Below are 21434 nucleotides of genomic sequence, written 5' to 3' on the forward strand. Positions count from 1 at the left end.
CATAGTCCTACTACGGTGCGCCCGCATTTCTGCCAAAGATTTTTGAGGATTTTTAGAGGGTTTGGGAAACTTCCCAACAAGCAAAATCCCCGCCAAGCTCGGTTAGAGTGGCAGGGATTTTACGGAAGTGGGTACCCGCTTCCTATGCTTGCTATTCAAGTTCTTTGTCCTTTGAAATGGTTACTTTGTAATTCACATACTTGCCGCCCGTATCAGCTAAAAGTACCGTTCCGTCATAGGTTTTGCCTGTTTTCGGAGAGTACAGCTTTTTGACTTTTACCTTGCCGGATTTTAAGAGTGCTGCGGCAATCGACCGGGTAAAGACGGTTTTACGTTCCTCAAAGAAGCGGTCATTTTTCCACATGGTAAAGCCGCACTCTTTGTTGGAACAGTAGTAGTTTTTCTTTCCCTCATAGACCGGGGACTTGCAGCGGGGACACTTCCCAATCTCTGTTTTTTCTGTCTTGAAAAGCTCTTGTTTCTCACCCAACACGGAAGCGTAGGTTTTTACAAGCTCCTGTGCCATTGCTTCAATTCCCTGCATGAAAGCGGCAGGGTCGGCGTTGCCCTTTGCAATCTGCGTCAGATTGTTTTCCCATGCAGCCGTAAGCTGCGGAGAGGTCAGACTATCCGGCAGGACGCAGACAAGGTTTGTGCCGTCTTTGGTGGGAAATAGCTGCTTGCCCTTGCGCTCCACAAAGCCGCCTTTGACTAACTTTTCAATGACGGCGGCGCGGGTGGCAGGCGTACCAAGCCCCCGGCGTTCTGCGTCCGGGTCGGTGTCCTCATTCCCGGCGCGTTCCATAGCCGACAAAAGACTTGCTTCATTGTGGGGCTTCGGGGGCGTGGTGGCATGCTCTGTCACTTTTGCCGCCGGATTTTCAAAGGTCTGCCCCTCGGAAAAGTCCGGCACATCTAACACAAGCTCGTTTTCGTCGTCGCTGTCCGGCTTCTTTTTGAGGGTCGCCCGGTAAAGCCGTTCAATCTCTTTCCACCCGGCAGCGATTACCGCCTTTCCCTTTGCCGTAAATTCATGGTCGGCGCAGGAGAAAACCGCCGTTACCGCCTCGTAAACGTGCGGCTCTGCGGTTGCCATAAGCAGACGCGCCCCGGCAAGGGTCAGGATATTGCGCTCGCTTTCCGGCAGCGCGGTAAGGTCAGCCTTTGCAAGCTCCATAGTGGGAATGATTGCGTGGTGGTCTGATACCTTTTTACTGTTCAGCACCTTTGCAATCTCCGGCGAAAAATCCGCGCCCTCCATAAAGGAAAGTTTCTCACAAAGCACCTTGATAATGCCCGTCGCTGTTTCTCCCATGTCGTCGGTCAGAAATGCGCTGTCCGTTCTCGGATAGGTCAAGAGCTTCTTTTCATAGAGGGCTTGCGCCAGGTCAAGGGTCTGCTTCGCGGTGTACCCGTAAATACGGTTTGCTTCCCGCTGTAAACTGGTAAGGTCAAAGAGCTTCGGCGGGGCAATGGTTTTCTTTTCTTTCACAAGGGAAGTACAGACAGCCGCCGACGCTTCGCAGGCTGCTTTCAGTCTGCTTGCTTCATCAGCGGCGCAGATCTTCGCGCTTGCCGCTTCTGCGCCGGGGAGAGTAAGGCGCACATGGTAGTAGGTTTCTTTCTGAAAGCCTGTAATCGCAGCGTCCCGGTCTACAAGCATTTTGAGGGTCGGGGTCTGCACACGCCCCACGTTCAAGGTCTTTCCATACAGGCAGGAGAAAAGGCGGGTCGCGTTAATGCCGATAAGCCAGTCAGCCTTTGCCCTGCATAGTGCGGAATGGTAGAGGGCGTCGTATTCCCGCCCGTCCTTCAGATTGTCAAAGCCACTTCGGATTGCTTCGTTTTCCATTGAGGAAATCCAAAGACGGGTAAAGGGCTTCTTGCAGCCCGCTTGATGATAGACAAATCGGAAAATCAACTCGCCCTCGCGTCCTGCGTCGCAGGCGTTCACGACTTCCGAAACGTCGGCGCGGTGCATGAGGTCTTTTAAGATTTTGAATTGTTTTCCCTTGTCGGCAGCTACGGTGTACTGCCATTCCTGCGGCAGAATGGGTAAGCTGTCATAGCTCCATTTCTTGTACTGTTCCCCATAGGCGGCAGCTTCGGAAAGCTGTACCAAATGCCCGATACACCAAGAAATGAGGTAGCCGTTTCCCTCGATATATCCGTCTTTTCTGCCCGTAACGCCAAGGGCGGCGGCAACCGCCGCCCCGACGCTGGGCTTCTCACAAATCACAAGTTTCATGCTTCCTCGTCCTCCTGTTCGGTATCTGCGCTGTCAGCTTCTTCCTCCGGCTCGTCCTCGTCGTATTCGTCAAAATCAAATTCGTCAAGGTCGGTGCCGCCTTTTACGCTCTGCTTCGGTTTCATAAACTTAACGTAGTAGAGGGCTGCGCCGCCGCCAAGAAGTCCCACAACAAGGAAAATGAGAAGCCCGCCCATGCTGTTTTTGGGTTTCTCCGGCTCTGCGGGTGCTTCCGGCTCGGCTTCCTTGCCTGTGCAGTTATTCATGGCTGCGGAGCAGACGGGGCAGGCGGTGTTTACTTCGCCCGCCTTGCATTTCTCGGTACAGTTGCAGACAGCCGGGGGCTGCTCGGTCTGTTCCTCCCCGATAATCGCCATAAGGTCGCTTTCGTCTACTTGATTTAGGAAGTGGACGGAATTTTCGCCCTCGGCTGCCCGGTCAACGATAATGTAAAAATAGTTGCCGCCTTTGCTTTTCACGACGATAAACTGCTTATCCTCGGCAGCGTCCCCGTCGATGTCGTCCACAAGGGTCATGTTGCCCTCCGGGGTAAGGGGCTGCGGTTCGGTTTCCACGATTACGCCGCTGTCGTCGGTTTCCTCTGTCGGGGTCTGCGCGTAGGCAGTAACGGAAAAGCCGCCCACAAGGACAAGGGCGGCGCAAAGTGCGGTAATGCTTGCAAGGATTTTATTCTTCATCTGCATTGTCCTCCTGTTCGTCATAGTCTGTGGGCATAGGGGCAATGCCCGGAATACCGTTGCCGGAAAGCATAGCGGTAAGCTCCTGCGGGGTCAGACGCATAGCGCGTACAAGCTGCACGATTTCAAGGTTTTCCGCTTCGGTTTTCTGTGCTTCCAGTCCGCGCAGCTTGTTCTGATACTCCGTGATTTTCTCACGGGTCTTTTGGATTTCCTTTTCAATTCTTTCGATTTTACTCATTGCCATAAATTTTTTCTCCTTTCGATTTTCAAAAATGTGTCAGTTCCAGTTCATCAGCCCGTACCCTTTGATACAGGCATAGTCAAGGGGATAGCTCTTAATCTTGCAGGCGTCGCCGGAATTGCCCTCCACGGTATAAACGCGGTTTGCGTCCCTGCCGATAACAAGCCCTACATGGTCTGCGCTTCCGTCTAAATCCCAGTCAAAAAAGATAGCGTCACCGGGGGCAATGTTCTCATAGCCCCGCGCGCCCCATTGCCCGTGAGAGGTAAACCACGGAATACCCTGCGACTGGCAGGCGGCAAAGCGCGGCTCGGAAAGTCCCCTTTGCCCGTAGCACCAGGACACGAAACAGGCGCACCATTCCACGCGGGAGTTGAAGCCGTACCAGCTCCAATACGGATAGCCGCCCACATTTCCGACTTGCTGCTTTGCAAGGTCAACGATAGCGGTATTACCGGGGCGCGTTCCGTTTACAAAGTCCACGCCGCTTAAATCCTCGGACGCGGAAGTGTCGGGAGAGCCGCCGCCAAAGATAAGGGGCTTGTTCCCGCTTGTCTGCAAGTACACCCGGTACATTTCCAGTTGTTCCGGGGGCAGATTATTTTCCGCAATGGTGGATAGCGGGGTGTTCGTCATCTTGACGTTTAAGATGTAATACTCATAAGGCACTTGTACCGTATAGGTGTCCGTATGCTCGTTGCCGTCCTCGTCTGTCCATGTGTCGGTGCGTTCTTCCTCCCGGTAGCGTATTTCCACTTCCTCGGTCAGCGTCAGCTTGTATTGCTGATTGAAAATCCGTTGTAATTCGCTCTGTACCTCGGCGCGGGTGTAGCTTTGGTATTTTGCGGTCAGATAGGACGCTAATTCGTGGGGGTTATGCCCGATATTTGCAAGGTCATAGCGGTACTCGTCATAGCCGGGGTGGGTGCTTTCGATAGCGTCAATCTCGTTTTGCAGCCCGCTTTCCAGTCCGGCATAGGCATTTTCCACTTCCACAAGGTCGCTGTCCTCGGAGGTATAAGACGTTCCAAGCACGCCGTTTAACGTGCCGGAAAACATTGCACCACAAGAGGACAGCCCGGACAGAAGCATAATGAAAAGTAGCAGCGCCCCGACAGCGATTGCCACGCCCGCCGGGTGTCTTGCCACAAACGCCGCTGTCTGCTTCGTTTTCTCGGCGGCTTTGGCTGCCGCTTTGCGGGTGCGTTCCGCTGCGCCCTTGATACCCTTTGCAGTATTGCGGGCTTCCTTTGCATACTGCTTTTTAATCTGCTGTTTCTGCCAAAAACGGGAAATAGGGTTACTGGTTAGCTGTGGGTTATCATGCAGGGTCTTATGATACTGAAAATCCACGTTTGCCTTGAAAGCAGCTTTTTCAGCCTTTGCCGCTTCCCGGTAGGGTTTCAGCTTATGGTTGCGGTAGCCCTGCTTGATTTTCCGCGCCCCGTACTTCAATCCCCGTTCTGCGGCTTCCTCGCTCTTGTGTGCGCCCTCCACTCCGGAATTATCCTTTTCGACAGAATGGATTTTGTTATGTACCAAAATCCCGGCTTCCTGTGTGGGGCGGGATAGCGGGTTGTGCTTCTCCTTAAATCCGGGCGGTTTGTCCTTTTCCTCAAAGTGCAGGCGGGTCTTGCCTTTCCCGGTGGTTTCGTCAAAGGTGCGCTCTTTTACCAGTTTCTTTTCTTTGGGGATAGCTGCCTTTGCCTTATCCAAGCGGTCGGCGGCTTTATCGGATTTCTTGATATACTTTTCAAGCTCCGGGGCAGCGCGTTCCTCGTCGGTAAATTGCAGCCGGGAAGATTTCGTCCCGGCGGTAGCTTCTGCCTGTGCCTTTCGTACCGCTTTTTTAGACGCTTTACGGGTATGGGCGGCTTCAATATGCTCCATGACGCGCTCCGTTTTGCCTGTGTCCGCTTTGGGGGCAGCTCCCGGCACATGGGGCAAGGGAGAAGTCGGGGAAGCTGCACCTTGTAGCTGCGCTGCGTCCTGTGCTGCCTGTTGCTCTGGCGTTTTCTGTAACTCTGCGTCCTGTGTCCGTTTGCTGATACGTTCTGTTTCGCCCGTCGTTTGATTTTCTGTGATAGCTCCGTCGCGGGTCATTTTCTGCGTGATTTTGTCACGGGGCTTTAATGGGTCTTTCAAGTGTTACCACCTCCAATCCGCGCCCCTGCAAGGGTACAATACTCGGCGTTCAGTTCAATGCCGATATAGCGGCGGTCAAGGCTTTTCGCTGCAAGCCCGGTGGTGCCGCTTCCAAAGAAAGGGTCAAGGACAACGCCGCCTGCCGGACAGCCCGCCAGTATGCACGTTTCCGCGAGCTTCGGGGGATAGGCGGCAAAATGCCCGCCCTTATACGGTACGGTATTGATAAGCCAAACGTCCCGCTTGTTCCTTGTGGTCGGCATAAGAGCGTCGTCATAATAGCCGCCGCTGCGGGTTTTATTGATACCCTGTACCTTGCCCTGTCCGGGTATTTCCTCGGCATATTTGTGTCCTGCGCCGCGCCCCTGCCGGTACCGCGCAGCCGTTCCCGGCGCAATCGGCTCTGCAATGGCGGCAGCGTCATAGTAATACTTCTTTGATTTCGTCAGTAAAAAGATATGCTCATAGCAGCGGCTCGGTCGGTCGCGGCAGCTCTCCGGCATAGGATTTTCTTTCAGCCAGATAATATCGCTGCGTAAATACCACCCGTCAGAGCGCAGGGCAAAAGCAAGCTGCCACGGAATACCGATTAAATCCTTTTGCTTGCAGCCCGCTTTCATGCCTGTGCCGCAGTAAGTGTCTGCGATATTCAGCCAAAACGTCCCGTCGTCTTTGAGTACCCGGCGCAGCTCCCGGAATACTTCTACAAGCCTGTCAATGTACTGCTCCGGCGTGTCCTCCCGTCCAATCTGTGCGTCAAGCCCGTAGTCCCTAAGTCCATAGTAGGGCGGGCTTGTGACGCAGCAGTTCACGCTTTCACTCGGCAGCTCCCGCAGGGCATAGAGGGCGTCGCGGTTGATGATTACGTCCGTTTTCATGGCTTGCTCACTTCCTCTGGCTTTGTCGTAAGCAGACGGTAAAGCTCGGTGTCGGTTGGGAAGCGGTCAATGAACGGCAGCACCACATTCCCGTAAAAGATAAGCCCCTCGCCTGCTTCGGTATGGGTTACATACTTCATCTGCTGCGGGGAGATGTTAAGCTGCTTTGCAAGGATAGCCCGGTCGCCCTGTGCCTGATTGAGCATGAGGACAAAATCAGAGTTTTCAAAGATATTCTCGACTTCGCGGCTGCTTAAAAGGTCTTTGACATTCTGCGTGATTGCCGTCGGTATGCCGCCCCATTTACGAAAACGCTTCCAAATCTCCACGCTGTAAGCGGCGGTCTGTTCTTCTTTGAGTAGCAAGTGAAATTCGTCCATGTAGTAACGGGTTGCCTTTTTTTCGGCGCGGTTGACAGTAACGCGGTTCCACACCTGGTCTTGCACAATGAGCATACCTAACTTTTTGAGCTGCTTTCCAAGCTGCTTAATATCAAAGCAGACAAGGCGGTTAGAAAGCTCCACGTTGGTACGGTGGTTAAAGACGTTCAGAGAGCCGGAAACATAAAGCTCCAATGCCGCCGCAATGCGGGCAGCTTCCGGCTCCGGCTGTTTCAGCAGTTCGTTGTAGAGGTCGCCCAAAATCGGCATTTTTGCCGGGTCGGGGTCTGCAAGGAAAGGTCGGTACACATTCCTAACGGCGCGGTCAATGACGGTCTTTTCCACGGGCTGCAAGCCCTCTTTGCCGCCGATAACAAGCTCGCAGAGGGAAAGGATAAAGTCGGATTTCAAGGCAAGCGGGTTGTCGTCCTCGGAGTAGTTGAGGTTAATATCCATAGGGTTCACATACTGGGGCTTGCCGTCCATGCCTTTTCCGGCAGGCGACAGGCGTATCACTTGCCCGCCCAAACGCTGCACAAGGGAAAAATACTCTGCTTCCGGGTCGCAGATGATAATATCGTCGTCGGTAATGAGAAAGGCGTTTGTCATTTCTCGCTTTGCCGCAAAGGATTTACCGCTTCCCGGTGTTCCAAGAATAAGCCCGTTTGGGTTTTTCAGTTGCTTGCGGTCGCAGAGTATCATGTTGTTTGACAGCGCATTTAAGCCGTAGTACAGGGCTGCGCCCCGCTGAAAAAGCTCCTGTGTGATAAAGGGAATGAAGATAGCGGTGCTTGATGTGGTAAGCCCTCTTTGAATGGGGATAAGGTTCTCTCCAAGAGGGATAGAGGACATAAAGCCCGCTTCCTGCAAATAGTCAAGGCGGGTCAGAGCGCAGTTATTTTTCTGTGCAAAGCCCGCCGTAGCGAATACGTCATTATCCAGTTTCCGCTTCGTGTCTGCCATGTTTACCACAAGGAACGTCAGCAGGAACATTCTTTCATTTCTGCTCTGTAAATCCTGCAACAGATTCTTTGCTTCGCTGCCAAAGGTGGCAAGGTCGGACGGAATTATATCCATGTCATACCCGCTGCGTACCGCTTTTTTCTGTTCCTCAATCTTCATCTTGTCGAGGTCGGTTATCTTGCGCTTGATAGTCTTGATTGCTTCGCTCTGGTCGATACTGCGGATATGCAGATTGACGATTATCCCGTTTTCAAGGTCGAGAATGTCCGAAAGCATACGGTCATTCAGCTCCGGCGCAAGGATTTCAAGGAACGATACCGCACCGAGTTTTCGCCCCATGCGGAACGTGCGCCCGTCGCCAAAACGGAACGAGGACGGGGCGATAAAGTCCTTTGTGGTAAGCCCGGACGGTACAAGCCAGTCCCAAGAGAAATGGAACGGCTCGCCCTCCGGGTGGAAAATCCCATGCAGTACGTTCAAGCGTTCCTGTCCGTTCATGGGGCGGGCGGTTACGCCAAGCACCTTAAAATTATTGAGTACGTCGGTTTCGATACGGGAAAGGCGGGCTTTTGCGGCTGCGAGATTGTCCGCTTCAATGGAAAAGGTAATGTACTTGCACTTTTCCAGTCCGTTGTTGCCTTTTTCAAGCTGATTTTTCAGCATATCCGCGTACTCCCTGCGGATAGAGTTAAAAGCGTCGTCCTGCGCCGGAATTTCGATAGCCGCCTGTGCCTTTTCCTTTCTTGCGCCCTGATTGATGAAAGAGAGCTGCACCGATACGGAAGCGTCAAAGTAGTTGAGAAAATCGCACCAGTTTTCAAAAATGGCGGTCTTATCATCTGCCTGTGCAAGCTGATAGTTAATATCTTCAAAGACAAGGCTTTTACTGTATTTCTTTTCCGTTACCCTGCAAATCCCGTCCGGGTACATCTGCAAGTAGGGAATGGTCTGTTGTGCGGTGTGGGGCTTCCCGTCGCCCTTTGCCGCCTGTATCACGGCGGCGATTTCTTTCTTTTCTGCGCGGGTCAGCTTACGCTTCACGGGATTTTTTACCGCGCGGGTCATGGTTTTTCGTTCTGCCATTGACAATAGCCGATACCTCCTTTTCCAGTTTTCGTTGTTTTTCTATGACGGCATAAAAATTTTCCGTCTGATAGGGGCGTTCCTTTGGTCGGATAAACTTTGTCTGAATGACGTTCTTTATCACGACTTCAAGGGGCTGCCCGTGTTTTTCATACATTGCCAAGAGGAAGCAGGGAAGCATAACGACAATCATTGCAAATGCCGCCATGCTTGTTCCCGCGCTGTCTTTGAGCAAAAAGAAAAGCGGTAGTCCCATAGCGAGGGCTGCCGCAAAACAAATGATTTGCCGCTTTGTCAGATTAAAAGCGACTTTCGTTTTGATTTTTGATAAGTCTTTGGGTACGGGTACATACGCCAAGTGAAAACCTCCTTTCGGTCTTAATGGGCATTAAAGATTGACTTCGCAAGTGCGCCTGTTTTGAATAGGGAGAAGCACAAAATCACGGTGTAGGCTGCAAGGGAGAAAATCGCGCTGTGCAGGTTGTCCGCTACAATCATGCTGCCAACCAAAACCGCATAAATGCCGACGCATATCATTATGAGGAAGCCTTGAAAACCGAGGGCGAACAGGGCTTTTAAGTAGTTGTTGCCTATCTGTCCCCACTCTCTGTTGGTCATAGTTGCAAACGGGATAGGCGATACCGAACAGTAAAGGTAAATTTCTATCATTCTGCCGTACAGGATAACCGTGATAAGCACCGACATGATTTTCATGCAAAGGCTCACAAGGCTTGTTTCCATAACGAGCAGTAACAGTTCGGGGATTTCCATAGCGTCAAGTCCGGCTTGCATGGACGAGAGGGCGGCGTCAACGTCGATATTCGTATTGCCGCCGATCACGCCCGCCGCGCCGGAAACAACGTGCTGCGCCATATCGAACACCGCCATTGTGATTGTAAAGGTGTGGGTAACGAGATACACCGCTACCCACGCCTTGAAAAACCACTTAAAGAACATGAACGTGTCAATATCGTGCATATTGTTCTTTTCCGTTACCATGCTGATAAGCTCCACGCATAGAACGTAGGTAATGACAAGCCCCGCAATGGGTACAATCACATTTTCCGACAAACTCTGTATCATGGAAAATATGCCTGCGTTCCACCCCTGCGGGGTTTGTCCTACCTCTGCGGCGATAGTTCCGACTTTTTCGTTTACGTCCCCGAACATAGTTGACAGATTACCGTTAATGGCTCCAATGAGGATTTCCTTTATCCATTCGTTAATCGCGTCAAGTATGCTCTGCATAGGCTAACCCCGCCGCTTAACCGAACAGGCCGGAAAGCAGAGGTACAAGGGTGCCACCGATAAGGGCAACGCCGCCGCCCGCCATGAGCTGCTTCATGCCCTGGCTTTTCGCGCCCGGATTGTCGTTTCCGTAGCCCTCCAAGAGGTTGATAACGCCCCAAATGCCAAGACCTGCTCCGAGAGCGATAACGAGTGTCTGCAAAACTCCTACTGCGCTGTTGAAAAATGCCATAATAAAACTCCTTTCTGCCGCTTTGCGGCTGCCCGAAAAAGGGCATAAAAAACGGCGGTCAGTTTTCGATAACTGCCGCGGTCATAAGTCCCCGCGCTGCGTTTGTTGCTGCGGCGCGGCGGTATTCAGTTGTAAGGGTGCGGCTTCCTGCCGCGATACGCGCAAGGAGTAGGGGCGCGTACCATGTAGCCCGTGTTTATTATTTTTACTTTAAGCTCCCTCCTTTTCAAAAAGTGGTGTGTAGACAGGCATAATGCCGTACTGCCGTTCCCGGACAGCTTCGATATACTTGATATAGGAAATACCCGCCTGTCTTGTCCTGCGTTCCTGTTCCCGCTGCATTTCCTCGGCTGCTTCTACAAGCCCGCTGATAGCTCGGATTAGCTGCTGTTTTGCCTTTTTCTTTCTGATACGCTTATTCATTCTGTATCCTCCTGCAAATCTGCTTCGTCAACTTCGTAGTAGTCAAATACCTCGTCCGGCTTCACGATTGCAGGACGGCGGCGCAAGTGCTTTTCCATGTCAAAGGCATTTTCCTTGTCAAAGTCGGAAAGGTACTTGTACTTCGGGTGTTTGGTAATATCATATTTTTCGGAGAAGAACGGGCGCACCCCGCGTAGCTGCAAGATACATTTCCCGCCGTCCATGACCGCAATTTCATCTTCGCTCATAAGCTGCTTGCCTAATTTCTGATAGTTCAGCCCGTGGGAAAGCTCCCGTCCTCTTGTTTCGGAAGTGTTGAAGCTGTCAATGGTTTCTTTCCCCAAGATTTCCGACATTTCTTTAAGGGTCGTTTTCTCCTTGCCGCCTAAGAACAGGGTCGTATCGCAGTTGCCGACAATGGTATCGGCGTTGTCCTTGTAGATAGCCTTTAGCTGCGACTGGCTCTGCAAGATGATGGACGCGGAGATTTCGCGGCTCCTTATCGTGGCAATGAGTTTTTCAAACTTCGGTATCTGCCCGATATTTGCAAACTCGTCAAGCAGACAGCGCACATGAACAGGCAGCCGCCCGCCGTACACATCATCTGCCTTGTCACAAAGCAGATTGAAAAGCTGTGTGTAAAGGATTGATACAACAAAGTTAAAGGTGTCGTCGGTGTCGGAGATAATAACAAAAAGCGCGGTCTTTCGGTCGCCTAAGGTGTCAAGCTCCATTTCGTCGGTTTCCATCAGCTCGCGCAGCTCCCGAATGTCAAAGGGGGCAAGACGCGCACCGCAGGAAATGAGGATAGAGCTTCTTGTTTTTCCGGCAGACAGCAAAAACTTCTTGTACTGGCGCACCGCAAAATGTTCCGGGTCTTTTTCCTCCAAGCGTTCAAACATGAGGTCAACGGGGGATTGAAATTCCGGGTCGTCCTCGCGGGCTTCCGACGCATTTATCATTTCAAGCAGCGTCGTAAAGTTTTTCTCATTCTCCGGGGCTTCGTACCAGATGTAGCCGATAAGGGCGCAGTAAAAAAGCCGTTCCGATTTCACCCAAAAATCCTCGCCGGATTTTTCCCCGTCGCCTTTGGTGTTGGCGATAATGGTATTTACCAGTTTCAAAATATCCTTTTCGCTGCGCAGATAGGCAAAGGGATTGTACCGCATGGATTTCTTGAAATTGATGGTGTTTAGCACTTTGATTTTGTACCCGCCCCGCTGCAAGAGCTTTCCACACTCGATTAAAACCGTTCCTTTCGGGTCAGTGACTACATAGCTGCTGTGCATTTGCATTAAGTTTGGCTTTACAAAAAACCTCGTTTTGCCGCTGCCGGAGCCGCCGATTACAAGTACATTTTTGTTTCGTGCATATTTCGGGTGCTTCGGGCGGCTTGACATCATCAGCCGTTCGGTCTGCGTCAGCAGCACGTTATTTTCAAAAATGGGGTCGATATACGGCTTTATATCCTCGGCGTTGCCCCAACGTGCAGAGCCGTACTCCATGCCCTTACGGTATTTCTTTGCGTTCTTGCCTTTCACATAGACCGCAAGCCGGATAACGACAGCCCCGACAATGCCGATAAGCAAATCCATAGGGGCAAAACTCGGCAGGGCATTTGAAAAGGCGGCAGAAAAGCCGCTGCCAATGGAAAGCAGCTTGCCGGAGAGGTCAGCCCCCGGAGAGAGCCGCACCGCCTGTCCGACTTTATCAAAGAGATACACAAAGAGCAGATAGGGGGCGTTTAGGATAAGCAGCTTCTTGATATTCGGCTTCATAGCGACACCTCCCTGTCCTTGTGTTTTGTCTTTTGACGGTTCGCGTTAAGCTGCTTTGCTGCTTCCCGGAATGTGGCAAGTGCCTTTCGGATAGAGGGCTTTTGCTCCTGTGTCAGCTTCTTTGCGGAAAACTCCTTAAAGGCTGCGGTCAGAGCGTCCGCGTCCCGCCCCTTGAAAAAGACGAGATAACGGGGCGGCGTTTCGGTGCTGTCTTTCTTTAAGGCAAAGTCGATACCGTATTTTTTCGCCGTCTGCTCAAAGGCTTTGATATTGCCCTCGGTTATCTCAATGTTGGATAGCCCCGCGTTCTGCTTCGCAAGCTGCTTTAGGGTCTGCTTCCCGTGGAGCTGTTTTTCCTGCTGCTTTTTTGCCTGTGCAAGCATGGCTTTGATTGCCTTTTGCAGCATTTCAGCAGTCAGCTTTGCTCCCTTGACAGAGAGCGCAACCACTTTTTCGTTGATTTCGTCTTGCAATGTTTACCGTCCTCCTTTCCCGGTAGTGATAGTGTTAAGGTGGTACGCCGCTTTTGAGTGCGAAAAAAGGGCGTCCGTTCTTCACGTCGCCCCGTTAAATCCGTACCCGCAGCCCGTTCAAATCCTCGGCGCGGATACCCACAAGATACCAGTTGTCCCCGTATTCAATGCGGGTAGGCTTCCATTTGCCGCCTGTGAATACGTCCATGCACTCGCCGCAATGCAGACCGCCGTAATAGTCGGCAATGTCAAAGCGAATGTCGTAGCGGTCAGCGGTTTCGTCAAAAATCAAAGCTCCTGTTTTCTGTGCCATGTGGTAAATCCTCCTTTTTTCGTTTACAGGCTTTCGCCCTCATTGTAGGTGTAATAGTCCGGGTCGCCGTACTTCGGCTTTCTCGGTGCAAGTGCGCCGCTTGCCATATCGTGAGCCACAAGGGAAGTATAGTAGCTGTCAATGGTAGACGGGGCATTGAAAAGTACCGCCTTTAGGTACTGCTTGATGTTGCGGATTTTGGTGGTGTTCTCCTGCATACAGTCAAGCACAAAGCGGATATGTTCGCTGCTGAGCTTCATAAACTTTGACTTCACAAGCTCTGCGGGGTAATCGTCCCCGGCAATACGGATTTTCTTTCTTGACGTACAGACCGTTTCAAGGATAATGTCAACAATCTCATTCAGACGGTCATGGTCAAACTTCATATCCTGCAAGAGAATGTCATACTCGATATTGTCCTTGATGATTTCCTCATACACTCTGTAAGCGTCGTTCCTTTCCGCTCTTTTCCGTTCCGGCGGCTGCGCCGCTTCGTCCTCGCCATAAGGCAAGGGATTTAGGGAATGGATAGGAATGGAATGGGTAATTGATAAATCAGTATTTGATTTTTCTTTTTTTGGTAAGTTAGTTCTTGATATATCTTTATTTAATTGCATTGGATTTTCCGACGTCGGATTATCCGTTGTCGGATTTTCCAATATCGGGTTATCCGCTGTTGGATTTTCCAATACCGGGCAATCCAATTCCGGCGGCTGCGGCTGTTCGTAAATGGTGTACTCGATAGCGGTCATTTTGCCTTTCTCGTCGCGTCCCTGCCGCCTTGTGATATATCCGGCTTTTTCAAGCTCCCAAACGGCGGTACGGATAGCGTCGATACTTTCCCGGTTGATGTAGGACAGCCCCGAAAGGGTGTAGTCCCAATCCTCTGGCAAGGACAGCATTTGAGATAACAGCCCCTTTGCCTTTAAGGAAAGCTCCTTATTGCGTAAGTGGTGGTTGCTCATTACGGTGTAGCCTGTGTTGCGTTCCACACGGAAAACTGCCATAGCTTCATCACTCCTTTGCTTTGGATTTGTTACGCAGTAGAACAGCGATTTTGAGGGAAAAGGTATAAATCCCTTACCGCACGAAAAACACGCCCGCAAAGCCGCTTGTAGCAAGGCTTTTTCTGCCCCTACTGCGTAACAAAGGGCATGAAAAAAGCGGCGTTCCTGTTCTTCCGTGTGGAAGTGGGAAACGCCGCTTGTGCGGTGCAATATTTAGTTGTAGTACAAACCATGCTTGTCCGTTGTCCGAAAAACCTTGATTTTACTGTGTTTCAAAAAGTATCGTTATCTAACCTCATCTTTTGATCGCCCGGCATTTCAGGAAATGATGCGGATGATCGAACAAGGCGAAGCTAACTGCGTGATTGTCAAAGACCTCTCCCGCTTAGGTCGTGAGTACATAGAAACAGGCCGTTATATGCGCAGAGTATTTCCAGCCTATGGAGTGCGTTTTATCGCAATTAACGATAATGTAGATACGGAAAATGACGCTGCCGATGATCTCACAGTTTCTGTCAAAAACATTATGAATGAGGCTTACTGTCGGGATATTTCCGTTAAGACACGGAGCGCCCTGGAAGTAAAACGGCGCAGCGGGGATTTTGTGGGTGCTTTTACCATCTATGGTTATGTGAAAGCCGGCGATAAACACAAGAGCCTGGAAGTAGACGAATATGCTGCCAATGTTGTGCGGGATATTTTCAGAAAACGGCTGGAAGGATTCAGCGCTTCCCATATAGCGGATGAACTGAACCGATTAGGAATTCTTTCACCGTTGGCGTATAAGCGCAATCACGGAATGCCTCATGCAAAAGGTGGCTATACAGACCGAAAGGATTGCAAATGGTCTGCAACTACAATCATCCGCATTTTACAAGATGAAACTTACACCGGAACACTGGTCCAGGGCAAGCAGACAACGCCCCATTTCAAATTAAAAGAGCGTGAGGACAAACCTTCTTCGGAATGGATTCGTGTGGAGGGAACCCATGAGGCAATCATACAAAAGCACGATTTTGATCTGGTGCAAAGGCTCCGCAGGATTGACACAAGGACTTCTCCCAAATCGGATAAGGTTTACCTGTTTTCCGGCATTTTGATCTGCGGCTGCTGTGGCTGCCGTATGACCCGCAAGACGAACCGCTATAAAGATAAAGAGTATCACTATTATTACTGCCCGACCGGCAAAAAGAATGGCTGCACATCGTCGGTCATGCTGAAAGAGTCGGATCTGATTGAATGTGTACAGGACAGTTTGAAAGGACATATTGAAAATGTTGCTTCTCTGGATGCCCTGCTGTCCAGTATCAGTCAAGAACGGATTAACCGGGAATTGGCGCAGGAATATGCCGCACAGATCAGAGTAAATGAGAAGCGTGTGGCACAGACCGAGGGCTTTAAGGCAAAACTCTATGAAAATCTGGTAAGTGGAATTCTGACAAAGGAAGAATTTCTCTCTTACAAGCGAAAATACAATGCAGATATTGAACTGTTCCAAAAAGCAATCGCTGAATGGAACGAAAAACTTACAGATGTATTAGAAAACCGAAGCGAACGAAACCGTTGGATCAACCATTTTATGAAATTTTCTACTATGGAGGATATTGACCGTCGGGCAGTCATGCAGCTTATCCGAAGCATACGGGTAATGGGTAAAGATGAACTGCATATTGAATTTAATTACCAGGATGAATATCAGAAAGCAATCTTTTTGGCAAAACAGATTGCTACAAAAAATGAAGAAAGGATGGTGGGTTAAATGGCAAGAAAAAGCAGAAAACAGACGGCAGTTCCTATGCCGGCACCATCTTTGTATGTACATGTGGCTCTGTATATCCGTCTTTCTGTGGAGGATAACAAAAAGCGAGGCTGCTCAGTAGAAAACCAAAAACTGGTACTGAATGACTTTCTTTCGGATAAACCGGACTTCATTGTGTATGATACTTATATCGACAACGGAGCAACAGGGACAAATTTTCACCGCCCTGGATTTCAGCAAATGCTATCTGATATTGAAGCAGGCCACATTAACTGTGTGATTGTTAAGGATCTTTCCCGATTAGGGCGAAATTCTATTGACACAGGTTATTATATCGAACAATATTTTCATGCACATAATGTTCGGTTCATTGCTGTTACGGATCAGTTTGACACAGCGGATTCCGGAAATCTTCATGGTGGTATCATGCTGCCTTTGAAAAATATGATCAATGAAGCCTATGCTCTGGACATTGGACGAAAAATCAAAGCACAGGCGCGGCAGGCTATGAAAGATGGCGACTATATTGGTGCACGGGCACCTTACGGTTACAGGAAAGACCCTGATAATTGCCATAAACTTCTGGTTGATGAAAATACTGCCCCTGTGGTAAAACAGATTTTTGAATGGGCACATGAGCATGTGTCTCTGAACCGGATTGTCCGCAATCTAAATGAGATGGGGATTCCGGCACCGAGCCATTATAAAAAGGCTACTGGCGAGATTACCAGTCCGGGCCTGATCGGAAGCGGCAAATGGCAGACCCGTACAGTGATGAAAATTTTAGAAAGCGAAGCCTATACAGGCGATCTGGTGCAAGGAAAAACAAAGATTGTAGATCATCAGCAGGTCAAGGCTGGAGAAGATAATCTGATTATTGCCAAATGCACCCATGAACCGATCATTAGCTATGAATTGTTTAATGCAGTTCAGGAATACAGAAAACAGATCTGTGAAGAAAGCAAAGCAACTCCAAAACGCCCCTACACGCCAAACATTTTCAAAGGCAAAGTGTTCTGTGCTGATTGTGGCAGAAGCCTTCACCGGCAACGTGCCGAGCGCCGGAAAGGCCCCGATACTTATTGGTTCCACTGCCTTACAAACAGCCGGGTAGAAAAAGATAGCTGCAAAGGCGCAACGATGCAGGAAAAGGAACTGATTTCTACTGTTACGGCTATTCTTGAAAAAGAGCTGACAGTTGCGCTGGGAATGTCGCTGCCTCTCTTTCAGTTGGAGGCAAGACAAAAACAGGAAAAAGATAAGCTGAAAATTCAGATGTCGGCCAAACGGCAGGAAATTGAAAAAACACGCCGGCTGATCCGTGGTCTATATGAAAATATTGTGCAGGGTATTTTGACAAATGATGAATACTTTGAATTGAAGGCGGATTATGAATATGCTATCAAGGCTCTGTCTGGTGAGATTGAAGTATTTGAAAAATCTATGGACTCCCTGGACAACCAGCTTGCCCGATACCGTGCAATGGAAAAGGATGCAAAAACACTGGCACAGGATCATGTGCTGACTGCAGAACTGATCGAACGGCTCATTGAACGAATTGAGATCGATCACGAGCGGAATATTCATGTGACCTTCCGTTTCAAAAATGAATTTCAGGGAAAGGCGGTGGAACCGTGCGCAACTATGTGATTGCCCTTTATATCCGTCTTTCTGTGGAAGATTTCAAAACTGAAAGTTTGAGCATACCAAATCAAAAACTGATTCTTCGTGAAAAAGCTATGTCTCTGCCAGAATGGGATTGCAGTGAGATTTTGGAATTTATTGACAACGGTCATACAGGGACAAACTTTGAGCGTCCGGCGGTGCAGGAACTTTTAACAATGGTTCAGGCCGGAAAAATCAACTGTATTATTGTAAAAGACCTTTCCCGATTTGGACGTAACAGCATTGAAACCGGCTATTTTATTGAGCGGGTATTTCCTCTTTATCACACCCGTTTTATTTCCGTCAGTGATGATTTTGACACAGCTAATTTCAAAGGTGACACCGGAGGGATTGATATTGCTTTCAAGTATCTTATTAGCGAGTGTTATAGCCGGGATATGTCCATGAAAACCAAAAGTGCAAAATATGCAAAGATGCGTCGTGGAGAATATCAGAGTGTCATCTGTCCTTACGGCTATCGCAAGAGTGCAGACGGACGTATGGAACTGGACGAGGATGTTGCCCCGAATGTGCAGATGATATTTCAATGGGCGTCTGAAGGCAACACCGCAGCCGAGATCACAAGAAAACTGTATGCCATGAATATCCCCACCCCTGGGGAATATCGCAAACTTAAAGGCAAGGACTATTACAATGTTTCCCGAACAAACGGCGTTTGGAGTACATCAACGGTCCTGCGTATTTTAGAAGATCAAAGATATATCGGTACCTATGTAATTGGCAAGAGAAAGGTAAAAGAGATTGGCAGCCGACATACACAGTTAAAGGATGAAAGTGAGTGGTTCAAAATACCGAACCATCATCCGGCTATTATAAGTGTGGATCTATTTGAGAAAGCCAATGCTTCTATTAAGCGTTTCTCTCTGTCAAATAAAAAGCCGCGTGATTATCTGCTCCGTGGTAAGGTATTCTGTGGATGCTGCGATCATGCAATGTCTCTACGAAATGGTGCGTGGTTTTATTGCCGTCATTCCGAGGTGGCTGAAACGCTTCCTTGTCATGGTGTGCGCATAAAGATGGCTGATCTGGAGCAGGTTGTATTTGAAACAATTCGGGCTCAGATGTGTCCGGCATTGGGAATTGACAGCAATAAGGATAAATTGGATTTGCAGACAGTCCAGCAGGCCGAACATGAAGAAAAACTCCGTTCTATTCAAGACAGCAAGCGGCATCTTTATGAGCAGTATGCACTCGGAGAGATTGATTTGGAAACCTATCGAACACGAAAAGCGGTTTATGACACGGAACTGGTACAAGCCAAAAATGTTCATGCTGTCATTACTGCACAGACAAAGCAGATAAAAAGTGATTATGAGATCAAGTTGAAACAACAGGAAATTATGCAGGAAGTCGGAAACGCCAACATGCTGACAAAAGCTCTGATTGACCGGCTTATCAACAAAGTTTACGTCTTTCCAGGAGATCGGATTGAGATTGAATATGCAACACAGGATTTCTTAGAAACAAAGGAATCCGAAAAGGAGGTATAACCGTGAACCCCCATTTGAAACAGCTATGGGCAGCTATGAGGCTGCCCGAAAACTTCAAAAAAAGTTATAAATTTTTTTGTCGTGGGCTTGACATACGGGTGACGGAGATCGTGAATGCGGATACGCTTCACGCCTGCCGCCTTTGCCCCTCTGTCCATCTCGTGATGAAGATAGCTTTTCGTCACCGTAAAGATACGGTCTTTCTTCTTCAATCCGTAAAGCATACCGAGATATTCTTTCATTTCCTCACACAGAAACTTCGGCATTTTAATCGTGCGGTTGCTCTTTTTCGTTTTCGGAGAAGTAATCACATCCTGCCCTTTCAAACGCTGATAGGATTTATTGATTGTGACTGTTTCCTTATCAAAGTTGAAATCTGCCGGAGTCAAAGCTAACAGCTCGCCCTCTCGGATACCGCACCAGTAAAGCATTTCAAACGCATAAAAGGAAACAGGCTTGTCCATCATCTCAAAAGAGAATTTCTTGTATTCTTCCTTTGTCCAGAACAGCATTTCCTTGTGTTCCTCACGTCCCATATTTCCCACCTTTGCCGCAGGATTGGAACGCAGTTCATAGTAGCGGACAGCGTGATTGAAAATGGCGGACAACTGATTGTGCAGCGTTTTCAGATACGTCTGTGAATAAGGCTTTTTCTTCTCATCACGATAGGCAAGCATTTCATTCTGCCAAGTAATAATCTCCTTTGTGGAAATCTCGCTGATTTTCAGTTTCCCGAAATACGGAAGTATCTTTGTGCGTATGATATGCTCTTTGGTAAGCCACGTGTTTTCCTTCAAACGGTTCTTCACATCATTGATATAAAGCTCCGTAAAGGCTTCAAAACTCATATCAAGGTCTGAAGAAGTCTGCAATTTGAACATTCTTTCCCATTCCTGTGCTTCTCGTTTGGTAGCAAAGCCACGCTTGCATTTCTGCTTGCGTTCCCCTTTCCAGTTCACATACCTTGCCATCACATACCAAGTACCGTTATCTTCATTCTTAAATACCGGCATTTACATTTCCCCCTTTCCTGCTCCGTAGAGCCTTTCGTAAAAATACTGGCGATTTACACGCCCTGCAATCGTAATAAAGCCCTTTGCTTTCAATTCCTCATTTAATTGTCTGATGAGTTTATATGCATAAGGTTTTGATACGTTTAGTTCCTGAGCCACATCTTCGGCTCGGATAAATCTGTTTTCCATATCCTTTTTCTTCCTTTCTTAAAATAATTTTTTGCTTGCCGCTTTCTCCGTGTTAAAGTTCCAACAGGCACTCCTGCTTGTCGGCAGGCGCTGTGCTGTCCCAATGCACCGCAGTACATCAGGCGCTCGCTCGTATAGGGGTTCCCGAAAAGTCGGAGACTTTTGGGGAAGAGGAGGAGCAGTGCAGCGAATGAGCTTTTGTGCTTGCACACAAGCGAACGATACGGAACTTGCTCCGACGAGGTCTTGGCGGTTTGGCTTTTCGGACGGTCATTCAGTTGTCGCATTAAGCATATTTGTTTAATTCGTAATTTATTTTACTAAACATATTTGCTATTGTCAAGTGGTTGCAAAGAAAATATTAAACATTTTTGTTTCGGTTTTTCTTGACTTCCACTAAACATTTCTGCTATACTTATTTCACTAAATATAAAAGGAGCGTATCATTATGGCTATCAGCGAAAGAATACATTTTTTCAGACTAATGCGTGGTATGACACAAAAGTATCTCGGTACAGCAATCGGTTTTCCAGAAAAGAGTGCTGATGTGCGTTTGGCACAGTACGAAACTGGTACACGCAAACCGAAAGCAGACCTTACAAATGCATTGGCACAGGTGCTTGATGTTTCTCCACAGGCTCTTGATGTTCCTGACATAGACAGCTATATCGGTCTTATGCACACTCTGTTTACCCTTGAAGATATTTACGGTCTTACTGTCAGTGAAGCAGACGGAGAGGTATGCTTAAAGGTCAACAAGGACAAAGGCAGAGAAGCATATGAACTCCTCAAAATGCTGTATGCTTGGAAAGAACAGGCAGACAAGCTATCTTCCGAAGAAATCAACAGAGAAGAATACGATAACTGGCGTTACCATTATCCAGAGTTCGACACCACACAGCGTTGGGCAAAAGTTCCATCACAGGAATTAAGTGACGCTCTCGTGGAAGCATTCAAAGACCACTTGAAAGATAAATAAGCACCTACAGGACCTGCCACTGGCAGCTCCCTACAGATGCTTTGGCAACGACAAAAAAGCCCTTAACTATGGTTATTAACCACAGCTAAGGGCTTAGTTTATAATATGGAATTTGTTCAGAGCCAAGCTCCGAACTTTAGTCTGCAAGCCACCTGTTAATTGTTCCGTTACCCATAAACCACTGGATAACAAGAATAATGGCACT

General features: G+C 48.9%; 19 protein-coding genes and 1 pseudogene. 4 read left to right on the top strand and 16 right to left on the bottom strand.

Annotation, left to right across the window (positions count from 1 at the left end; all coding sequences use genetic code 11):
• Positions 1–151 precede the first annotated feature (151 nt).
• From DW739_RS08775 to DW739_RS08840, 14 genes are all read right to left on the bottom strand, one after another.
• A complete protein-coding gene (locus tag DW739_RS08775; RefSeq protein ID WP_118592091.1) occupies positions 152–2248 on the bottom strand; it encodes a DNA topoisomerase 3 in 2097 nt (698 codons plus the stop codon).
• Entirely contained in the window at positions 2245–2946 is a 702-nt protein-coding gene (locus DW739_RS08780) for a DUF4366 domain-containing protein (protein ID WP_170158610.1), read from the bottom strand. Before DW739_RS08780 ends, DW739_RS08775 begins: the two co-directional genes overlap by 4 nt.
• Positions 2936–3193 carry a DUF4315 family protein gene (locus DW739_RS08785; protein WP_118592089.1) on the bottom strand — a complete coding sequence of 86 codons (258 nt, stop codon included), beginning with the start codon at positions 3191–3193 and terminating at the stop codon, positions 2936–2938. Before DW739_RS08785 ends, DW739_RS08780 begins: the two co-directional genes overlap by 11 nt.
• 33 nt (positions 3194–3226) lie before the next feature.
• Positions 3227–5293 carry a CHAP domain-containing protein gene (locus tag DW739_RS08790; RefSeq protein ID WP_118742941.1) on the bottom strand — a complete coding sequence of 689 codons (2067 nt, stop codon included), beginning with the start codon at positions 5291–5293 and terminating at the stop codon, positions 3227–3229.
• A 38-nt stretch (positions 5294–5331) separates the two neighbouring features.
• The gene (locus DW739_RS08795; RefSeq protein WP_118592088.1) at positions 5332–6213 is read right to left on the bottom strand and encodes a site-specific DNA-methyltransferase; all 882 of its coding nucleotides are present in this window, start codon (positions 6211–6213) and stop codon (positions 5332–5334) included.
• The gene (locus DW739_RS08800) at positions 6210–8639 is read right to left on the bottom strand and encodes a VirB4-like conjugal transfer ATPase, CD1110 family (RefSeq protein WP_118592087.1); all 2430 of its coding nucleotides are present in this window, start codon (positions 8637–8639) and stop codon (positions 6210–6212) included. Before DW739_RS08800 ends, DW739_RS08795 begins: the two co-directional genes overlap by 4 nt.
• Positions 8587–8997: a PrgI family protein gene (locus DW739_RS08805; protein WP_035290041.1), complete on the bottom strand. Its 411-nt coding sequence runs from the start codon at positions 8995–8997 to the stop codon at positions 8587–8589. The genes DW739_RS08800 and DW739_RS08805 overlap by 53 nt, the downstream gene beginning before the upstream one ends.
• Positions 8998–9017: 20 nt before the next feature.
• Entirely contained in the window at positions 9018–9887 is an 870-nt protein-coding gene (locus DW739_RS08810; RefSeq protein ID WP_005928553.1) for a VirB6/TrbL-like conjugal transfer protein, CD1112 family, read from the bottom strand.
• Positions 9888–9903: 16 nt separating this feature from the next.
• Complete coding sequence (locus DW739_RS08815; protein ID WP_005928550.1) at positions 9904–10119, bottom strand: Maff2 family mobile element protein; 216 nt, start codon at positions 10117–10119, stop codon at positions 9904–9906.
• A 210-nt stretch (positions 10120–10329) separates the two neighbouring features.
• Positions 10330–10542 (bottom strand): hypothetical protein, encoded by a 213-nt coding sequence (locus tag DW739_RS08820; protein ID WP_005928546.1) that lies wholly within the window; start codon positions 10540–10542, stop codon positions 10330–10332.
• Positions 10539–12320, bottom strand: a complete 1782-nt coding sequence (locus DW739_RS08825) for a VirD4-like conjugal transfer protein, CD1115 family (RefSeq protein ID WP_118592085.1) — start codon at positions 12318–12320, stop codon at positions 10539–10541. The genes DW739_RS08820 and DW739_RS08825 overlap by 4 nt, the downstream gene beginning before the upstream one ends.
• Complete coding sequence (locus DW739_RS08830) at positions 12317–12793, bottom strand: PcfB family protein (protein ID WP_118592084.1); 477 nt, start codon at positions 12791–12793, stop codon at positions 12317–12319. Before DW739_RS08830 ends, DW739_RS08825 begins: the two co-directional genes overlap by 4 nt.
• Positions 12794–12887: 94 nt before the next feature.
• Positions 12888–13106, bottom strand: a complete 219-nt coding sequence (locus DW739_RS08835; RefSeq protein ID WP_005422968.1) for a DUF5348 domain-containing protein — start codon at positions 13104–13106, stop codon at positions 12888–12890.
• A gap of 23 nt (positions 13107–13129) precedes the next feature.
• Complete coding sequence (locus tag DW739_RS08840) at positions 13130–14113, bottom strand: DUF6017 domain-containing protein (RefSeq protein ID WP_118592083.1); 984 nt, start codon at positions 14111–14113, stop codon at positions 13130–13132.
• A gap of 301 nt (positions 14114–14414) precedes the next feature.
• On the opposite strand from DW739_RS08840, the pseudogene DW739_RS08845 reads away from it, so the two are divergent.
• From DW739_RS08845 to DW739_RS08855, 3 genes and pseudogenes are all read left to right on the top strand, one after another.
• Positions 14415–15872, top strand: a pseudogene (locus DW739_RS08845) (recombinase family protein); the annotation flags it as partial.
• Positions 15873–17522 (top strand): recombinase family protein, encoded by a 1650-nt coding sequence (locus DW739_RS08850; RefSeq protein WP_118742915.1) that lies wholly within the window; start codon positions 15873–15875, stop codon positions 17520–17522.
• Positions 17507–19048, top strand: coding sequence for a recombinase family protein (locus DW739_RS08855; RefSeq protein ID WP_117468782.1), 1542 nt, complete (start codon positions 17507–17509; stop codon positions 19046–19048). The genes DW739_RS08850 and DW739_RS08855 overlap by 16 nt, the downstream gene beginning before the upstream one ends.
• Positions 19049–19071: 23 nt before the next feature.
• Here DW739_RS08855 and DW739_RS08860 read toward each other — a convergent pair whose 3' ends face one another.
• Positions 19072–20061 carry a site-specific integrase gene (locus tag DW739_RS08860; protein WP_118051342.1) on the bottom strand — a complete coding sequence of 330 codons (990 nt, stop codon included), beginning with the start codon at positions 20059–20061 and terminating at the stop codon, positions 19072–19074.
• Entirely contained in the window at positions 20062–20250 is a 189-nt protein-coding gene (locus tag DW739_RS08865) for a transcriptional regulator (RefSeq protein ID WP_009247528.1), read from the bottom strand.
• A 448-nt stretch (positions 20251–20698) separates the two neighbouring features.
• On the opposite strand from DW739_RS08865, the gene DW739_RS08870 reads away from it, so the two are divergent.
• Complete coding sequence (locus DW739_RS08870) at positions 20699–21229, top strand: helix-turn-helix transcriptional regulator (protein ID WP_009247529.1); 531 nt, start codon at positions 20699–20701, stop codon at positions 21227–21229.
• Positions 21230–21434 lie beyond the last annotated feature (205 nt).

Origin of the sequence: Clostridium sp. AM28-20LB (genome assembly GCF_003480665.1) — a bacterium.
Classification (GTDB): Bacteria; Bacillota; Clostridia; order Lachnospirales; family Lachnospiraceae; genus Otoolea; species Otoolea fessa.